This is a genomic window from Georgenia sp. SYP-B2076 (assembly GCF_003991205.1).
Lineage (GTDB): Bacteria > Actinomycetota > Actinomycetes > Actinomycetales > Actinomycetaceae > Georgenia.
Map to the genome: position 1 here is coordinate 350,560 of NZ_RXOZ01000011.1, position 16,947 is coordinate 367,506.

Here is a 16,947-nt window from a genome sequence, read left to right on the forward strand (position 1 = left end):
GGCCGCCGAGACCAGAAGGGCCCCGCACCGGACGGTGCGGGGCCCCTCAGTCACGTCCGGTCAGAGACCGACCTCGGCGTCGAACGCGCCTTCCTCCAGACGCGCCTTGACGGTCGTGAGGAACCGACCGGCGTCGGCGCCGTCGACCAGGCGGTGGTCGTAGGTCATGGAGAGGTAGATCATCGAGCGGATGCCGATGGACTCGTTGCCCTCGGCGTCCTTGACCACCATCGGACGCTTGACGATGGTGCCCACCCCGAGGATCCCGACCTCGGGCTGGTTGATGATCGGGGTGTCGAGAAGCAGACCCGCGGAGCCGGTGTTGGTGATCGTGAAGGTCGAGCCGGACAGCTCGTCCGGCGTGACCTTGTTGTCCCGGGTGCGGGCGGCGAGGTCGTTGATCTTCTTGGCGATGCCGCCAATGGTCAGGTCGCCGGCGTCCTTGATGACCGGGACGAGGAGCCCGCGCGGGGTGTCGACCGCGATGCCGATGTGCTCGGCGCCGTGGTAGACGACCTGCTCGCCGTCGATCGTCGCGTTCAGCTTCGGGTGCGCCTTGAGCGCCTCCGTCGCGGCCTTGACGAAGAACGGCAGGAACGTCAGCTTCGTGCCCTCGGCGGCCTGGAAGGCGTTCTTCGCCCGCGCCCGCAGTGCTGCGATGCGCGTGACGTCCACCTCGACCACCGACGTCAGCTGCGTTGAGGTGTCCAGCGACTCGCGCATGCGCTTGGCGATGATCTTGCGCAGCCGGGACATCTTCTCGGTGGTGCCCCGGAGCGGGGAGACCGCCACCGGTGCGGCCGTCCTGGCGGGCGCCGCGGCGGGGGCGGCCTGGGCCTGCTCGGCCGCAGCCTTCTCCGCGGCAGCCTTCTCGGCCGCGGCCTCGACGTCCTGCTTGCGGACGCGCCCACCCACGCCGGTGCCGGTGAGCGTGGACAGGTCCACGCCCTTCTCGGCGGCGAGCTTGCGGACCAGCGGCGTGATGTAGGCCGTGCCGGCCGCGGCGGCGGGCTCGGCCTTCGGGGCGGGTGCCGCGGGCGCCGCTGGGGCAACAGGCGCCGCCGGGGCCGGTGCGGCCGGGGCAGCGGGCGCCGCGGCGGCCGGTGCCGGTGCCGGTGCCGGTGCCGGGGCAGCCTTGGGCTCCTCGGCCTTGGGCTCCTCCGCCACCTCGGCGGGGGCGGCCTCGGCCTGGGGCGCGGCGGCCGGGGCGCTGCCGCCCGCCTCGCCGACGAGGACCAGCTCCGTGCCGACCTCGACGGTCTCGTCCTCCTGGACCAGGATCTTGATGACCGTGCCGGCGATCGGCGACGGCACCTCGGTGTCCACCTTGTCGGTGGAGACCTCGAGCAGGGGCTCGTCGATCTCCACCGTGTCGCCCTCGGCCTTGAGCCACCGCGTGACGGTGCCCTCGGTGACGGACTCGCCCAGGGCGGGCATCTTCACAGGCTGGCCGGAGCCACCCGCGGGGGCGGACGGCGCGGCCTGCTCGGCGGGCGCCTCGGCGGCGGGGACCTCCTCGACCGCCTCGGCGGCCGGGGCGCTCTGCGGCTCGGGCGCCACGTCGGGCTCGGCCGAGGTGGGGGCCTCGGCGGGAGCGGCGTCGGCGCCGCTGGCGCCGGAGCCGTCGCCGATGACGGCGAGCTCGGTGCCGACCTCGACGGTCTCGTCCTCCTCGACGAGGATCTTCTCGACCACGCCGGCGACCGGCGAGGGCACCTCGGTGTCCACCTTGTCGGTGGACACCTCGAGCAGGGGCTCGTCGACCTCGACCGACTCGCCGACCGCCTTGAGCCACCGCGTGACGGTGCCCTCGGTGACGGACTCGCCCAGTGCGGGCATCTTCACGGACTCAGACATGTCCTGGCGTCTCCTTCGATCGGGTCAGTTGTGGGCGTGCAGCGGCTTGCCGGCAAGGGCCAGCGCGGCCTCGCCCATTGCCTCGTCCTGCGTCGGGTGGGCATGCACGAGGTTAGCGACGTCCTCCGGGTAGGCCTCCCAGTTCACCATGAGCTGGCCCTCGCCGATGAGCTCGCCGACACGCGCGCCGAGCAGGTGGACACCCACGATGGGGCCGTCCTTCTCACGGACGAGCTTGATGAAGCCCGTGGTGGCGAGGATCTGGCTCTTGCCGTTGCCGGCAAGGTTGTACTCGACCGTCTCGACGCCGTCCGGGCCGTAGGTCTCCTTGGCCTGCGCCTCGGTGAGGCCGACGGAGCCGACCTGGGGCTCGCAGTACGTGACGCGCGGGATCCCGGACTCCACGATGGGGGCGGGGGACAGGCCGGCGATCTCCTCGGCGACGAAGATGCCCTGCTGGAAGCCGCGGTGGGCCAGCTGCAGGCCGGGGACGATGTCGCCCACGGCGTAGATGTTGCCGACACCGGTGTGGAGGCGCTCGTTGGTGAGCACGAAGCCGCGCTCCATCGGCACGCCGTTCTCCTCGTAGCCCAGGTTCGCGGTGGCGGGGCCACGGCCGACGGCGACGAGCAGGAGCTCGGCCTCGATGGTCTTGCCGTCCTGGGTGGTGACGACGACGCCGTCGTCGTTCTGCGTCACGCCGGCGAACATCGTCTTCGTGTGGAAGGCGATCTTGCGCTTGCGGTAGGCGCGCTCGAGCCCCTTCGAGAGGGACTCGTCCTCGTTGGGGACCAGGTGGGGCAGGCCCTCGATGATGGTGACGTCGGCACCGAAGGAGTTCCACACGGAGGCGAACTCGACGCCGATGACGCCGCCGCCGAGGATGACGGCGGACTTGGGCACGTAGTTCAGCTCGAGCGCCTGCTCGGACGTGATGACCCGTCCGCCGATCTCCAGCCCCGGGATGGACTTGGAGTAGGAGCCGGAGGCCAGGATGATGTTCTTGCCCTTGTAGAGCGTGCCGTCGACCTCGACGGTGTCGGCGGCGACGAGCTTGCCCCAGCCGGTGATGAGGTCGACCTTGCGCGAGGAGACAAGGCCCTGCAGGCCCTTGTACAGGCGGGCGATGATGCCGTCCTTGTAGCTGTTCACCCCGGGCATGTCGATGCTGCCGAAGGTGCTCTGGACGCCGAACGTCTTGCTCTCGCGGATGGTGTCAGCGACCTCCGCGGAGTGGAGCAGCGCCTTGGTGGGGATGCACCCACGGTGCAGGCAGGTGCCCCCGAGCTTGTCGGCCTCGATCAGGGCGACCTTCTGGCCCAGCTGGGCACCTCGGAGGGCCGCGGCGTATCCGCCACTTCCTGCCCCAAGGATGACGACGTCGTACTCCTTTGTGTCTGCCACAAACCTCTCCTCGAGCGCGCTTGGAGACCCTGATGGGTCGGGTCCGCCGACATTGTTTCACCCTCCCCGCCGCCGGGGCCAAACGTTCCATGACGAGCCGGTCACATTCCCGGCCGCCCCGGGCGGCCCGCAGCCCAGCGAAGTCCCAGGTCCAGGCCGTAACATGCACCGCCATGGGTGTCTTCTCCCGCCGCCGGCCCGAGGCCGGGCGCCGGCCCGCCGACCTGCCGTCCGCGCGCGAGGCGCGCGCGGAGACCGTGACGCACTTCCGTGAGTTCGTCCGCACCAGGGTCGGTGTGGAGGCCTACGTGGAGCCGCCGACGGCGCACGACCCGTTCACGATCGTCCTCGTGGCGCGCACGGGGGAGTGGACCCGCCGGCGGGTCCCGGACGAGAAGGCCGCGCGGGCGCTGGCGAGGGAGCTCGCCATCCCGGTCTACGACGTCCACCTCACCGGGTACCCCGCCAGCATGCGGCAGTGGAGCTCGGCCAACCGGGGCCCGCGCTGACCGTCCTCAGCGCTGCGCGGCGGCCTCGAGCACGCCCAGCAGGGTGCGCAGCCCCATGCCCGTGCCGCCCTTGGGGGTGTACCCGTAGGCCGAGGACTCGTTGTAGGCCGGGCCGGCGACGTCGAGGTGCGCCCACGGCGTGTCCCCGACGAACTCCTTGAGGAACAGACCGGCGACGAGCATGCCGCCGAACCGGTCGCCCATGTTGGCGATGTCGGCGACCGGCGACTTCAGGGAGTCGCGCAGCTCCTCCGGGAGCGGCATGGGCCAGAACTGCTCGCCCACGGCGCCGGCTGCGGCCACGACGTCGGCGCGCACGTCGTCGGTGCCCATGACGGCGGCGACCCGGCTGCCCAGCGCCACCACCTGGGCGCCCGTGAGCGTGGCGATGTCGAGGATCGCGTCGGGCGCCTCCTCGCGGGCGGCGGCCAGCGCGTCACCGAGGACGAGGCGGCCCTCCGCGTCGGTGTTGAGCACCTCCACCGTGGTCCCGTCGCGCATCGTGACGACGTCGGAGGGGCGCTGCGCGCCGCCGCCGGGCATGTTCTCGGCCAGGGCGAGCCACCCGGTCACCCGCACGGGCAGCCCGAGGGCGGCGGCGGCCAGGACGGTGTGCAGCACGGTCGCGGCGCCGGCCATGTCGTCCTTCATGTTCTCCATGCCCTTCGCGGGCTTGAGGGACAGGCCGCCGGAGTCGAACGTGATGCCCTTGCCCACGAGGGCGTAGTGCGCCTTCGCGCGGGCGGGCGAGTAGGCGACCTTGACGAGGCGGGGCGGGCGGGCCGAGCCCTGGCCCACGCCGAGGATGCCGCCGTAGCCGCCGGCGGCGAGGTCGTTCTCGTCGAGGACCGTCACGGTCACCTTCGTGCCCCGGGCTGCCGCGCGGGCCTCCTCGGCGAAGGACTCCGGGTACAGGTGCTTCGGCGAGGCGTTGACGAGGTCGCGGGTCGCCCGGACGCCGGCGCCGATGGCCTGGGCGCGCACGAGCGCAGCCTTGGCGTCCTTGTCCCGCGCGAGCGGCGTGGCCAGCACGAGGCGGGCCACGGGCGCCGGGTCGGAGGTCTTGTAGTGGTCGAAGCGGTAGGCGCCGAGCAGGGCGCCCTCGGCGACGGCCCCCACCTGGGCCGCGTCCGCGGCGGGCAGGGCGAGGACCACGTCGGCGGTGCCGGCGAGGCTGCGCACCGCCGCACCGGCGGCGCGGCGCAGCGTCTCGGGCGAGAGCGCCGCCGACTCGGGACCGACGCCGGTCAGCACGGCGACCGTGGCGGCCAGCCCGTCGCCGGCCGGGACCCGCACGACCTCGCCCGCCTTGCCGGTCACGCCGAGGGCCGGCAGCAGCGCCGTGAGCGGGGCGACGGCCTTCGGGGGAAGGTGCTCGCCGCCGAGCACGCGGGGTCCGTCGGGGCCGCCCGCGACCGCGATGACGATCGCGTCGGCGCGGGTCCGGGCAGGGTTCTTGGTGGTCAGCGTCAGGTCGGTCACGACGTCGATGCTAGCCCGGAGGCTCATCGGCGGTAATCTCCCGGGGTGCTCCCCGCCCTCGTCCTCGCCTCGGTGCTCGCCGCGCTCCTGGCGCTGTGGGCGCTGTGGTTCACCGTCCGAGACCGCGCGGTGATCCTCAAGCAGCTCATCGGCGGCGCCGTCGTCGAGGTCGCCCTCCTGGCGCAGATCGTCGTGGCGGCCGTCGCCCTCGCCGGCGGGCACGACGTGCGCGAACCGTGGACGCTGTGGGGGTACCTCGTCGTCGCCGTCCTGCTCCTGCCGGTGGCGGCCGCGTGGGCGTTCGCGGAACGGACGCGCTGGAGCTCGGTGGTGCTCCTCGTCGCCTGCGTCGCGATCCTGGCGATGCAGGCGAGGGTGTGGCAGGTATGGACCGCATGAACGGGGACACGGTGACGACGAGCGACGACGAGGCCCGGCGCGAGCCGCGCGCGGCGTACGAGCCCGTGACGACGACGTCGACCACGGACACCCGGCGCCCGGCGTACGGCTCCGGGCGGGTGCTGATCCTCGTGTACGGCATCTTCGCGGTCGCGGCGACGGCCCGGGCGACCGTGCAGCTGCTGCAGCGCCCCGGCGAGGCGCCGGTGGCCTACGGCCTGTCCGCGCTGGCGGGCGTGGTCTACATCGCCGCCACGGTGGCGCTGGCCCACAACGGGCGGCGCATGCGCCGGCTCGGCTGGTGCGCGGTGCTCTTCGAGCTCGTCGGTGTGCTGGCCGTCGGCACGCTCAGCGTCGCGCGCCCCGACCTGTTCCCGCACGACTCGGTCTGGTCCCACTTCGGCAGCGGCTACGGGTATGTGCCCGCCGTGCTGCCGTTGCTCGGCGTCGCCTGGCTCTGGCACTCCAGCCCCGCCCGCGTCGCCGCGCACGCCGATCGCGGCTGAGCCGCGCCGGTAGGCTCGCGGCGTGTACCCCCTCCTCTTCCGCGCCGTCGCCGTGCGTCTCGACCCCGAGCAGGCCCACCAGCTCGCGATGCGCGCGATCCGTGCCACCAGCCACGTCCCCGTCCTCTCCACGGCGGTCCGGGCGACCCTGGGCAGGCGTCCGGCACGGCCGGTGCCGTCCCGCGCGGGCGGTGGCCCGCTGGCCCGGCCCGTGCCGGGCGTTCTCGGGCTGGCCGCGGGCATGGACAAGGACGCAGACACGGCGCTCGGCATGGACATGCTCGGGTTCGGCTTCGTGGAGATCGGCACGGTGACCGCGCACGCGCAGCCCGGCAACGACCGGCCGCGGCTGTGGCGGCACGTCCCCGAGCGGGCGCTGCGCAACCGGATGGGCTTCAACAACCACGGCGCGGCCGCGGCGGCGGACCAGCTGCGCCGGCTGAGGGGCACCCGCCGCGGCCGTGCGGTGGTCGTCGGCGCCAACATCGGCAAGAGCAAGGTCACCCCGCTCGAGGACGCGGTGGACGACTACACGACCAGCGCCCGCGAGGTGGCGCCGTGGGCCGACTACCTCGTGGTCAACGTCTCCTCGCCCAACACCCCCGGGCTGCGGGACCTGCAGGCGGTCGAGTCGCTGCGGCCCATCCTCGTCGCGGTGCGCTCCGCCGCGGACGCCGCCGCACGCCGCACGGTCCCCCTCCTCGTCAAGATCGCCCCCGACCTCGCGGACGAGGAGGTCGACGCGATCGCCGACCTCGCCCGCGAGCTCGGCCTGGCCGGGGTGGTGGCCACGAACACGACCATCGCCCACGGGTACGGCCCCGGCGGCCTGTCCGGCGAGCCCCTGCGCGAGCGCTCCCTCGCGGTCGTGCGGCGGCTGCGGGACCGGCTGGGGCCGGGGCCGGTCATCATGGGCGTCGGGGGGATCTCCACGGTGGCCGACGCCGAGGCGATGCTCGCCGCCGGCGCCGACCTGCTCCAGGCCTACTCCGCGTTCATCTACAACGGGCCCGCCTGGCCGGGGCGGATGAACCGGGCGCTGGCGCGGCGCCGCGGCTGAGCCGCGCAGTACCCCGACGGCGTGCCGCCCCGCGGGGCCGCTCAGCTCGGGCGCCCGTGCGGGGCCCGCTCCCAGGTCAGGGCGGGATCCCGGACGACCTTGTCGCCGAGCGCGTCGTCGACGAGCTCCATGAGCTCGGGCGGGATGACGACGCCGGAGGCCTTGACGTTCTCCGCCACCTGCTCGGGACGCGAGGCGCCGATGATCGCGGCGGCGACGTTGTCGTTCTGCAGCACCCACGCCACGGCGAGCTGGGCCAGCGTCAGCCCGAGGTCCTCGGCGATCGGGCGCAGGTCCTGGACGCGGGACAGCAGCTCGTCGTCGAGGAACCGCTGGATGAACCGCGCACCACCGCGCTCGTCCGTGGCCCGCGACCCCTCGGGCGGCGTCCCCCCGGGGAGGTACTTGCCGGTCAGGACGCCCTGGGCGACGGGGGAGAAGACGATCTGCGACATCCCGAGCTCGCGGGCGGTGGGCACGACCTCTCCCTCGATGACCCGCCAGAGCATGGAGTACTGCGGCTGGGAGGAGATGACCTGGAAGCCGAGCTCCTTCGAGAGGTCGTGGGCATACCGCAGCTGCTCCGCGGTCCACTCGGAGACCCCGATGTAGAGCGCCTTGCCCTGCCGGACGACGTCCGCGAAGGCCTGCATGGTCTCCTCGATGGGCGTCTCGACGTCGTAGCGGTGGGCCTGGTACACGTCGACGTAGTCCGTGCGCAGGCGCCTCAGCGAGCCGTCGATGGACTCCATGATGTGCTTGCGGGAGAGCCCGGAGTCGTTGGGGCCCTTCTCCCCGGTGGGCCAGTACACCTTCGTCAGCAGGACGAGGCCCTCGCGCCGCTCGCCCTTGAGGGCCTTGCCGAGGACCTTCTCGGCCTTGCCGTTGACGTAGGTGTCGGCCGTGTCGAACGTCGTGATGCCCGCGTCGAGGGCGGCGCGGACGCACGCGGTCGCCGCATCCGCGTCCACCTGCGAGCCGTGCGTGAGCCAGTTGCCGTAGATGATCTCGGAGACCTTCAGGCCGGAGCGGCCCAGGAAGCGGTGGTTGACCATGCCGCGATGCTAGGGCAGGCCCACGCCGGCACGCCCGGGGACGACCGGACCGCCCGGGGACGACCGGACCGCCCGGGGTCGGCCGGGTCCACCCGGGACGGCCAGGTGCACCCGGGTCAGGCGGGGTACTCCCCGCGCTTGACCTGCGGCTTGGGCTGGCGCAGCCCGCGCCAGTAGAAGGCGCGGCCGAAGGCGTAGAAGCCCGTCCAGGCGGGGATCCCGGCCGCGCCGAACTTCTTGGCGAGGCGACGCTTGAGGACGACCGCCATGACCAGCGAGTCGACGATGGCGACGAGCAGGACGGCGTAGAGACCGAGCACCAGGGTCTGCGCCAGGTCCGGGAACCGCGTGAGGGCGAACATCACGACGATCATCAGCAGGGCCAGCGGCATGAAGAACTCCGCGATGCACCAGCGGGCGTCGACGTAGTCGCGGGCGTACCGGCGCACCGGGCCCTTGTCACGCAGGGGGAGGTACCGGTCGTCGCCCGTGGCCATGGCCTGGCGCTGGCGGGTGTACGCCTCGTTGCGCTTCTCCCGCTGGATGCGCCGCGCCTCCTTGCGGTCGTCCGGGACGAGGGGGCGACGGTTGCGGGCCTCCGCCTCCTTGCGCTTGGGGGTGGGGCGACCCTTGCCGCCGAGCAGGTCCTCGGTGGGCTCAGGCTCGGCAGGGGTGGTGTTCCGTCGTCCGATCACCCAAGAAGGTTAGTCGACATCGCCAGGGGTCCGGCACCGCCCGCCCAGGCGCGTGCGCCCTCCATGACGGTCATCGCGGCGACGTAGAACAGGTAGACGTCGACGGCGGCGATGAGGACCCACTCGCGCGCGGACCCGGCCGCGCCGAGGACCGGCAGGGCGAAGTACCCGCTGCGCCGCCACAGCGGCGACTCCACGACAGGCCGGGGACGAGCCGGCCAGAACGGCGGCACGCCGTCGACGGTGAGGGCGTCCCCGAGCACGTGCACCGAGCAGCCCAGAACCACGGACAGCGGCAGCCACCACGTCGACTCCGGGGCGACCCAGGTGACGGCGGAGGCGGTGGCGAGGGCCACCAGCCACGAGGAGAACCGGCCCCGCGTCAGGTGCAGCGCCTTGGCGGCGAACGCGACGAGCAGGATGATCATCAACCACGCCCCCAGCTGGAACTCCTCGCCGCCGAGGGGGATCCGCACGGTCGCGAGGCCCCTGGCGAGCAGCCCGAACGCGGCGATGCCGAGGATCGAGTGGGTCCCGTGCCGGTGGCCGCCGCTGATGTCGCTGACCCAGCGGGTCACCCACCGGGTGACCGGCGGCAGGGAGTGGGCGATGGTGCCGGAGTGGTGGTCGACGTCGGGCAGCAGCGCGGCCCCGGCCGTGACGACCGCGCCGGCGAGGATCTCGGCGGGGGAGAGCTGGATCAGGCCGAGCGTGCCGGGGACCGTGGCGGTCACCGCCACCCATGCGGCGGCTCCGGTGGTGGCATGGCTGTGGCCCATCATGTGCGGCGTCCTCCGTGGTGCGTCGTCGCACCCTCGTCGTGCGCGCGCCCCAGTCTCCGCCCGGGGTCCGCGCCCCCGGGCGATCGCCACGGTGACCGTCCTCACTCCGGCGCCGCCCGGTGGGCGGCGGCGGGCCACCCACGGGTCTCATCGGCGGGATTACTGCGCCCGCACATTTCCGACGTTCTCGTCGGTTTCTTGGGCGCCTCGTCCGGTCGGATCACGGGCTTTGACGAGACCCCCGGAGGCAGTACATTCCCTATCGGCTGCTAATTAGGCAAGCCTCACCTCACGTAAATTGTCACGCTGCTGTGGCATCGACGTTCTCTCGAAGGGTCGGACCGTGCTCGCGAACTTCCTGATCGGCCTGCGCGAGGGCCTGGAGGCCGCCCTCGTGGTGAGCATCCTCGTCGCCTACCTGGTCAAGACGGGCAGGCGGGACCTCCTACCGCAGCTGTGGCTCGGCGTCGGCGCCGCCGTCGTCGTCTCGCTCGCCTTCGGGGCGGTCCTCACGTTCGGCCCCCGCGGCCTGTCCTTCGAGGCCCAGGAGGCGATCGGCGGCACGCTGTCGATCCTCGCGGTCGGGCTGCTGACCTGGATGATCTTCTGGATGGCGCGGACCGCCCGCCATCTCAAGTCGGACCTGCAGGGCCGGCTGGGCGACGCCGTGGCGGCCGGCGGGCGCGCCGTCGCCGTCATGGCCCTCTTCGCCGTGGGCCGCGAGGGGCTGGAGACCGCCCTGTTCCTCTGGGCGGGTGCCGCGGCCACCGGCGCCTCGACCCTGCCCCTGGTCGGCGCGGTCCTCGGCCTGGCCGCCGCCGTCGGCATCGGGTGGGCGATGTACCGCGGCGCGGTGCGCCTGAACCTCGCGGTCTTCTTCCAGTGGACCGGCGTCTTCGTCATCGTCGTGGCCGCGGGGGTGCTGGCCTACGGCGTCCACGACCTGCAGGAGGCCGGCATCCTGCCCGGGCTGAACGCGCTGGCCTTCGACGTCTCCGCCCAGGTCCCGCCGTCCAGCTGGTACGCCACCGTGCTCAAGGGCATCTTCAACTTCACCCCCGCCACCACCTGGCTCCAGGCCGCGGCCTGGACGGCGTACGTCGCCGCGATCCTGCCCCTGTTCGTCCACCGCGTCTGGGCCCGTCCCGGGCAGGCGCGCCGCCCGTCCCCGGCACCGGCCGGCACGAGCGTGTGACCCCTCACCACGAAGCACCCATGAGCCGTTCGACAAGGAGCACCATGAGCCGCAGCCGCGGACACCGCACGACCCAGCTCGCCGCCGCGGCGGGGGCCCTCGCGCTGACCGTGACGCTGACGGCGTGCACCGACAACACGGCGGCGACCCCGGCCAGTGGCGGCGGCGCCACCACCGTGACCGTCGACTCCTCGGCCGACGCGTGCACGCTCTCGGCCCCCCAGGCGCCCTCGGGCCACCTGGTCTTCACGGTCACCAACACCGGCCCCGACGTCACGGAGTTCTACCTGCTCGCCGAGGACGGCCTGCGCATCGTCGCGGAGGTCGAGAACATCGGCCCGGGTATCAGCCGCGACCTCGTGGTCACCGCCAAGCCCGGCAGCTACGTCACGGCCTGCAAGCCGGGCATGGCCGGCGACGGCATCCGCGCGCCCTTCACCGTCACGGACTCCGGCACGGACGTCGCCCCCACCGGCCAGCCGGCCGCCCAGGCCGAGACCGCGACGGCGAACTACGTCACTTACGTCAAGGACCAGACCCAGCAGCTGCTCACGGGCACGCAGGCATTCGTGGACGCCTACAAGGCGGGCGACGACGACGCCGCGCGCGGCCTCTACGCCCCGACCCGCATGCACTGGGAGCGCATCGAGCCGGTGGCCGAGTCCTTCGGCGACCTCGACCCGCTCATGGACCTGCGCGAGGCCGACCTGGAGCAGGGCCAGGAGTGGACCGGCTGGCACCTGCTGGAGAAGGACCTGTGGCCGCCCGCCGGCGGCGCCGCGACCCCGCTGACCCCCGAGCAGCGCGCGCACTACGCGGACCTGCTCCTCGAGCACACCACCCAGCTCGACACCCGCGTCGGCGCCGCCGACTTCGAGGAGTCCATGGACGCCGCCACCATCGCCAACGGCGCCAAGTCCCTGCTCGACGAGGTCGCCACCGGCAAGGTCACGGGCGAGGAGGAGATCTGGTCGCACACCGACCTGTGGGACTTCCAGGGCAACGTCGACGGCGCCCGCGTCGCGTACGAGGGCCTGCGGGACATCGTCCGCGCCGAGGACCCGGACCTCGCCGCCGAGCTGGACGAGCAGTTCACCGCCGTCCAGGCCCTGCTCGACGCGCAGCGGGTGGGTGACGGCTTCAAGACCTACACCGACCTGACCGAGGGCGAGGTGCGGGCGTTCGCCGACGCCGTCAACGCCCTCGGGGAGCCGCTGTCCAGGCTCGCCGCGGCCGTGGTGCTGTAGGGGGCCGGGCAGGGATGAACGAGACGCACGATCAGGCCGCCGAGGACGCCCAGCCGGGTGCGCGGCCGCGCACCCTGAGCCGGCGCGGGCTCCTGGGCCTGGCCGGCGCCGGCGTCGCCGTCCTCGGCGCGGGTGCCGCGGCGGGCTACGCCGCCGGGCAGGGCGGGGCGTCCGGGCCGGCCCTGGCGGCGCAGCCCTTCCCGGGCGCGCACCAGTCCGGGATCCTGACCCCCGCGCAGGACCGGCTGCACTTCGCCACGTTCGACCTGACGACCACCTCCCGCGACGACGTCATCGACCTGCTGCGCAGCTGGACCGAGGCGGCGGCGCGCATGACCCGGGGCGAGCCCGCCGGCGGGCTCGGCCCCACCTCCGGGCCCTACGACGCGCCGCCGGACGACACCGGGGAGGCCGCCGACCTCGACGCCGCCGGTCTCACCCTCACCTTCGGGTTCGGGCCCTCGATGTTCGCCGCCGACGGCGTCGACCGCTTCGGGCTCGCCGCGCGCCGGCCCTCCGCACTCGCCGACCTGCCGCACTTCCCCGGCGACGCGCTCGAGGACGCCCGCTGCGGCGGCGACCTCGCGGTCCAGGCGTGCGCGGACGACCCTCAGGTGGCCGTGCACGCCATCCGCAACCTCGCCCGCCTGGCGTTCGGGACGGCGTCGGTGCGCTGGAGCCAGCTCGGCTACGGGCGCACGTCGACCACCTCCACGCACCAGTCCACCCCGCGCAACCTCTTCGGCTTCAAGGACGGCACCGCGAACGTCAAGGCCGAGGAGGAGGACGCCGGCGAGCACGTCTGGGTCGGCGGGGACGACGTCGCCGCGGACGCCGCCGCCGGGCAGGACTCCGCCTGGCTCGCCGGGGGCTCCTACCTCATCGCCCGCCGCATCCGCATGACGATCGAGACGTGGGACCGCTCGTCGCTGCGTGAGCAGGAGACGATCATCGGCCGCACCAAGGGCTCAGGCGCCCCGCTCTCCGGCGGCGAGGAGCACACGGAGCCCGACTTCGCCCTGGCGGGCCGGGACGGCAAGCCGCTCATCGCCGCCCACTCGCACGTCGCGCTCGCCCACCCGAGCGCCAACGGCGGGGCACGGATGCTGCGCCGCGGCTACAACTACACCGACGGCTCGGACGGCCTGGGCCGCCTCGACGCGGGACTGTTCTTCATCGCCTACGTCCGCGACCCCGCCACCCAGTACGTCCCCCTGCAGAACACGCTCGCGAAGAACGACCTCCTCAGCGAGTACCTCCGCCACACCGGCTCGGGCATCTGGGCCGTCCCGCCCGGCGTGCCCGAGGGCGCGGCCCTCGGCGGCCGGGACGGGGCCTACATCGCGCAGGCGCTGTTCGAGGGCTGACCCGGCGCGCGTGCGTACTAGCCTCGGTGGGTGATCACCGTCGACGAGCTAGCCCGACGCACCCACGAGGCCTTCGCCCAGGTGCGTGCCGACCTCGAGGACCTCGTGCGCATCCCGAGCGTGTCCTCGCCCGCCTTCGACCAGGACCACGTGCGCGCCAGCGCCGAGGCCGTCGCCCTGCTCCTGCGCGAGGCCGGGATGACCCGGGTCGACGTCCTCCAGGTCGAGGTGCCGGGCGGCGACCGGGGCCGGCCCGCCGTCGTCGCCCACCGCGCGGGGCCCGACGGCGCACCCACGGTGCTCCTCTACGCCCACCACGACGTCCAGCCGCCCGGCGAGGCCGCGGGCTGGACGTCGGACCCCTTCGAGCCGGTCCAGCGCGGCGAGCGCCTGTTCGGGCGCGGCGCGGCCGACGACAAGGCGGGCATCATGGCCCACGTCGGCGCCCTGCGAGTCCTCGGGGAGGACCTCGGCGTGGGCGTCACCGTCTTCGTCGAGGGCGAGGAGGAGATCGGCTCCCCGACCTTCACCCCGTTCCTGCACGCGTACCGCGACCGTCTCGAGGCGGACGTCATCGTCGTGGCCGACTCCAACAACTGGAAGGTCGGCGTCCCCGCGCTGACGACCTCCCTGCGCGGGCTCGTGGACTGCGAGGTCGAGGTCCGGGTGCTCGGGCACGCCGTGCACTCCGGCATGTTCGGCGGCCCCGTGCTGGACGCGGTCACGCTGATGAGCCGGCTCGTCGCGACCCTGCACGACGACGAGGGGAACGTGGCCGTGGCCGGCCTCGTCGCCAGGGACCACGCCGACGTCGACTACCCGGAGGACGAGCTGCGCGCCGACGCGTCCGTCGTGCCCGGATACCAGCTCGCCGGCAGCGGCCCGCTCGCCGCGCGGATGTGGACCAAGCCCGCCATCGCCGTCATCGGCCTCGACGCCACCAGCGTCGCGCGGTCCTCCAACACCATCGCGCCCGTGTGCCGCGCCAAGCTGTCCATGCGCATCGCTCCGGGGCAGGACCCGGTGGAGGCGGAGCGGCTGCTGCACGACCACCTCGTGGCGCACGCCCCCTTCGGCGCCCAGGTCACCGTCACGGCGGGGGAGCGGGGGCAGACCTTCGACGCGACCGAGGACACCCAGGAGATGCGCGACGCCCGCTGGGCCTTCCACCAGGCGTGGGGCCGCGAGCCCGTCGACATCGGCGTGGGCGGCTCGATCCCGTTCATCTCCGAGCTCCAGGAGGCCTTTCCCGGCGCGAAGATCCTCGTGACGGGCGTGGAGGACCCGGACTCGCGGGCGCACAGCGAGGACGAGTCGGTGCACCTCGGCGAGCTCGAGAAGGTCGTGCTCGCCGAGTCGCTCCTGCTGGCGCGGCTGGGCAAGCAGGTCTGACGCCGCGCACCCGCCGGGCACGTGCCGGGGGAGTGGGCCCCGGTCGGGGATGATGGCCGCGTGCGCATCCTCCTGGCCCCCGACCGCTTCTCCGGCACCCTCACGGCGGTCGAGGCCGCCGCGGCCCTCGGCGCGGGGTGGGCCCAGGCCGCCCCGGACGACGCCGTCACCGCGGTGGCGATGTCCGACGGCTCCGCGGGGCTGCTGGACGTCGTCGCCGCCGCGCGCGGCGGCCGGCTGGTGCCCATGACCGTGCCCGGACCGCTCGGGGCGCCGGTGCCCGCCGCCGTCCTGCACGTCCCCGGTGGCGGCGGCGGGACCGCTTACGTCGAGGCCGACCAGGCGATCGGGCCGCACCTCGTCCCCGAGGCGGACCGGCGCCGGGCCGCGGAGCGGGGGACCAGCGCCGGGGTGGGCCACCTCCTGGCGGCGGCCGTGCGCACCGGCGCGAGCAGGGTGGTCGTCGGGCTGGGCGCCGCCGCGGTGCACGACGCCGGCGCCGGCCTGCTGTCCGTGCTCGCCGGGGGCGCCGGTACTGCCGGCATGCCGTCGGACGCCGGCGCCGACGCGTTCCCCTCCGCCGGCCCCGGTCCCGCCGGCACTCTCGGCGCCGGGGGGCTGGCGCTCGCCGGGCTGACCCCGGCGGACACCGAGGCCCTCGCCGCGGTCCGGGACCGGCTCGTCCAGGTGGACCTCCTCCTTGCCGTCGCGGACGACGCGCCCCTCCTCGGCCTGCACGGGGCCGGCGCTGTCCTCGGCCAGGACCCCGCGGTCGGTCCCGCCGCGGCCCAGGACCTCGAGCGCGCCCTGGGCCACGCGACGGACCTGCTCGAGCGCCGGGCCGCCACCCTGGGAGACCCCCGCCGCGGGTGGGCGCTCCGGGCGGCGGCCCCCGGCCACGAGCACGCCCCGCGCACCCCCGCGCCGCTCGCCCTCGCGGACGCACCGGGGCGCGCCCCCGCGACCCGGCTCGCCCGCCGCGGCGGCACCGGCGCGGGGGGAGGGACGGCCTTCCTCCTCCAGCTCCTGGGCGGCCGTGTGCTGCCGGGGGCGGACGTCGTCGCCGACGCCGTCGGGCTGCGCGCACACGTCGCGAAGGCGGACCTGGTGGTCACGGGCGGGCAGCTGCTGGACGCCCCGAGCCTCACCGGCTCGGTGACGGCGACCGTCGCGCGCCTGGCCATGGAACGCGGGCTTCCGGTGGTGGTGGTGGCCGAGGAGGTCCGGGCGAGCCGGCGGGAGGCGGCCCAGGCCGGTATCAGCGCCACGTACGAGGTGCTGGACCGCCGTCGTGACGGCTCGTCCGGGAAGCTCCACGGCGCGGCCCACGCGCGGGACCGGCTCACCGTGCGAGGGGCCCGCGTCGCCCGCACCTGGTCCGCGTGACGTCCCGCACGCCGCCGCCCGCCTCCCCGCGCCGCTGCGCGCCCGAACCGGCGGCACCACGGCATCGGGAGCCCGGCCGGGGGAGGACGACGTAGGCTAGCGGGGAACAACGCCGCGATCAGGACGGTTCACCACTGAGCACGTCCATCGACGAAGTGGAGAGACGAATGAGTGACACCACCGAGGTCACCACGCACGCCGTGGAGCTGACCGATGTCGCAGCGAACAAGGTTCGGGCCCTGCTCGAGCAGGAGGGCCGCGACGACCTGCGTCTGCGCGTGGCCGTGCAGCCCGGCGGATGCTCCGGCCTGATCTACCAGCTGTACTTCGACGAGCGCATGCTCGACGGGGACGCGGTGCGCGACTTCGGCGGGGTGGAGGTCGTGGTTGACCGCATGAGCGTGCCCTACCTCGAGGGCGCGACGATCGACTTCGCCGACACGATCGAGAAGCAGGGCTTCACGATCGACAACCCGAACGCCGGCGGGTCCTGCGCCTGCGGCGACTCCTTCCACTGATCGGCTCCTCCGAGCCGACAGCGCCGACAGCGCCGACGGCCCCGCCGGACGTTCCGGTCGGGGCCGTTGCGCTGCCTGGGGCCGTCCCGGCCC

The 16,947-nt window shown here is 74.1% G+C and carries 16 protein-coding genes; 10 read left to right on the top strand and 6 right to left on the bottom strand.

Going from position 1 to position 16,947, the window contains the following annotated elements; genetic code table 11:
* Window positions 1–60: 60 nt before the first annotated feature.
* Together sucB and lpdA are read right to left on the bottom strand one after the other, a co-directional pair.
* Window positions 61–1,857 (bottom strand): 2-oxoglutarate dehydrogenase, E2 component, dihydrolipoamide succinyltransferase, encoded by a 1,797-nt coding sequence (sucB, locus tag EJK16_RS06435; RefSeq protein ID WP_127127471.1) that lies wholly within the window; start codon window positions 1,855–1,857, stop codon window positions 61–63.
* Window positions 1,858–1,881: 24 nt separating this feature from the next.
* Window positions 1,882–3,261 (bottom strand): dihydrolipoyl dehydrogenase, encoded by a 1,380-nt coding sequence (lpdA, locus tag EJK16_RS06440; RefSeq protein ID WP_127127473.1) that lies wholly within the window; start codon window positions 3,259–3,261, stop codon window positions 1,882–1,884.
* A 173-nt stretch (window positions 3,262–3,434) separates the two neighbouring features.
* Between lpdA and EJK16_RS06445 the strand changes: the two genes are divergently transcribed.
* Complete coding sequence (locus tag EJK16_RS06445) at window positions 3,435–3,770, top strand: oxidoreductase (RefSeq protein ID WP_127127475.1); 336 nt, start codon at window positions 3,435–3,437, stop codon at window positions 3,768–3,770.
* A 6-nt stretch (window positions 3,771–3,776) separates the two neighbouring features.
* Here EJK16_RS06445 and EJK16_RS06450 read toward each other — a convergent pair whose 3' ends face one another.
* The gene (locus tag EJK16_RS06450; RefSeq protein ID WP_127127477.1) at window positions 3,777–5,279 is read right to left on the bottom strand and encodes a leucyl aminopeptidase; all 1,503 of its coding nucleotides are present in this window, start codon (window positions 5,277–5,279) and stop codon (window positions 3,777–3,779) included.
* A gap of 18 nt (window positions 5,280–5,297) precedes the next feature.
* On the opposite strand from EJK16_RS06450, the gene EJK16_RS06455 reads away from it, so the two are divergent.
* From EJK16_RS06455 to EJK16_RS06465, 3 genes are read left to right on the top strand one after another with little or no spacing between them, the layout of a single operon-like run.
* Window positions 5,298–5,651: a hypothetical protein gene (locus EJK16_RS06455; RefSeq protein WP_127127479.1), complete on the top strand. Its 354-nt coding sequence runs from the start codon at window positions 5,298–5,300 to the stop codon at window positions 5,649–5,651.
* On the top strand, window positions 5,648–6,157 hold the full coding sequence (locus tag EJK16_RS06460) for a hypothetical protein (protein WP_240645812.1): 510 nt from the start codon (window positions 5,648–5,650) through the stop codon (window positions 6,155–6,157). The genes EJK16_RS06455 and EJK16_RS06460 overlap by 4 nt, the downstream gene beginning before the upstream one ends.
* A 22-nt stretch (window positions 6,158–6,179) precedes the next feature.
* Complete coding sequence (locus tag EJK16_RS06465) at window positions 6,180–7,217, top strand: quinone-dependent dihydroorotate dehydrogenase (protein ID WP_127127481.1); 1,038 nt, start codon at window positions 6,180–6,182, stop codon at window positions 7,215–7,217.
* 41 nt (window positions 7,218–7,258) lie between these two features.
* Here the strand turns inward: EJK16_RS06465 and EJK16_RS06470 are convergent, their stop codons facing one another.
* From EJK16_RS06470 to EJK16_RS06480, 3 genes are all read right to left on the bottom strand, one after another.
* The gene (locus tag EJK16_RS06470; RefSeq protein WP_127127483.1) at window positions 7,259–8,272 is read right to left on the bottom strand and encodes an aldo/keto reductase family protein; all 1,014 of its coding nucleotides are present in this window, start codon (window positions 8,270–8,272) and stop codon (window positions 7,259–7,261) included.
* A gap of 116 nt (window positions 8,273–8,388) precedes the next feature.
* Window positions 8,389–8,967 carry a DUF3043 domain-containing protein gene (locus EJK16_RS06475; RefSeq protein WP_127127486.1) on the bottom strand — a complete coding sequence of 193 codons (579 nt, stop codon included), beginning with the start codon at window positions 8,965–8,967 and terminating at the stop codon, window positions 8,389–8,391.
* Window positions 8,964–9,749 carry a metal-dependent hydrolase gene (locus EJK16_RS06480; protein ID WP_127127488.1) on the bottom strand — a complete coding sequence of 262 codons (786 nt, stop codon included), beginning with the start codon at window positions 9,747–9,749 and terminating at the stop codon, window positions 8,964–8,966. Before EJK16_RS06480 ends, EJK16_RS06475 begins: the two co-directional genes overlap by 4 nt.
* A gap of 343 nt (window positions 9,750–10,092) precedes the next feature.
* Here EJK16_RS06480 and efeU point away from each other — a divergent pair, with 343 nt between their 5' ends.
* From efeU to EJK16_RS06510, 6 genes are all read left to right on the top strand, one after another.
* The gene (gene efeU, locus EJK16_RS06485) at window positions 10,093–10,944 is read left to right on the top strand and encodes an iron uptake transporter permease EfeU (RefSeq protein ID WP_127127490.1); all 852 of its coding nucleotides are present in this window, start codon (window positions 10,093–10,095) and stop codon (window positions 10,942–10,944) included.
* Window positions 10,945–10,988: 44 nt separating this feature from the next.
* Window positions 10,989–12,191, top strand: coding sequence for an iron uptake system protein EfeO (efeO, locus tag EJK16_RS06490; protein ID WP_127127492.1), 1,203 nt, complete (start codon window positions 10,989–10,991; stop codon window positions 12,189–12,191).
* A 14-nt stretch (window positions 12,192–12,205) separates the two neighbouring features.
* Window positions 12,206–13,558, top strand: coding sequence for an iron uptake transporter deferrochelatase/peroxidase subunit (efeB, locus tag EJK16_RS06495; RefSeq protein ID WP_127127494.1), 1,353 nt, complete (start codon window positions 12,206–12,208; stop codon window positions 13,556–13,558).
* A 30-nt stretch (window positions 13,559–13,588) separates the two neighbouring features.
* Window positions 13,589–14,950, top strand: a complete 1,362-nt coding sequence (locus EJK16_RS06500; protein ID WP_127127496.1) for a dipeptidase — start codon at window positions 13,589–13,591, stop codon at window positions 14,948–14,950.
* Window positions 14,951–15,010: 60 nt separating this feature from the next.
* Window positions 15,011–16,336 carry a glycerate kinase gene (locus EJK16_RS06505; protein WP_164737213.1) on the top strand — a complete coding sequence of 442 codons (1,326 nt, stop codon included), beginning with the start codon at window positions 15,011–15,013 and terminating at the stop codon, window positions 16,334–16,336.
* Between the two features lie 167 nt (window positions 16,337–16,503).
* Window positions 16,504–16,854: an iron-sulfur cluster assembly accessory protein gene (locus EJK16_RS06510; RefSeq protein WP_127127500.1), complete on the top strand. Its 351-nt coding sequence runs from the start codon at window positions 16,504–16,506 to the stop codon at window positions 16,852–16,854.
* Window positions 16,855–16,947 lie beyond the last annotated feature (93 nt).

Coding starts and splice junctions, on each gene's coding strand:
- sucB (WP_127127471.1), bottom strand. CDS start 1,857: ATGTCTGAGTCCGTGAAGATGCCCGCACTGGGCGAGTCCGTCACCGAG.
- EJK16_RS06445 (WP_127127475.1), top strand. CDS start 3,435: ATGGGTGTCTTCTCCCGCCGCCGGCCCGAGGCCGGGCGCCGGCCCGCC.
- EJK16_RS06450 (WP_127127477.1), bottom strand. CDS start 5,279: ATGAGCCTCCGGGCTAGCATCGACGTCGTGACCGACCTGACGCTGACC.
- EJK16_RS06460 (WP_240645812.1), top strand. CDS start 5,648: ATGAACGGGGACACGGTGACGACGAGCGACGACGAGGCCCGGCGCGAG.
- EJK16_RS06470 (WP_127127483.1), bottom strand. CDS start 8,272: ATGGTCAACCACCGCTTCCTGGGCCGCTCCGGCCTGAAGGTCTCCGAG.
- EJK16_RS06480 (WP_127127488.1), bottom strand. CDS start 9,749: ATGATGGGCCACAGCCATGCCACCACCGGAGCCGCCGCATGGGTGGCG.
- efeO (WP_127127492.1), top strand. CDS start 10,989: ATGAGCCGCAGCCGCGGACACCGCACGACCCAGCTCGCCGCCGCGGCG.
- efeB (WP_127127494.1), top strand. CDS start 12,206: ATGAACGAGACGCACGATCAGGCCGCCGAGGACGCCCAGCCGGGTGCG.
- EJK16_RS06510 (WP_127127500.1), top strand. CDS start 16,504: ATGAGTGACACCACCGAGGTCACCACGCACGCCGTGGAGCTGACCGAT.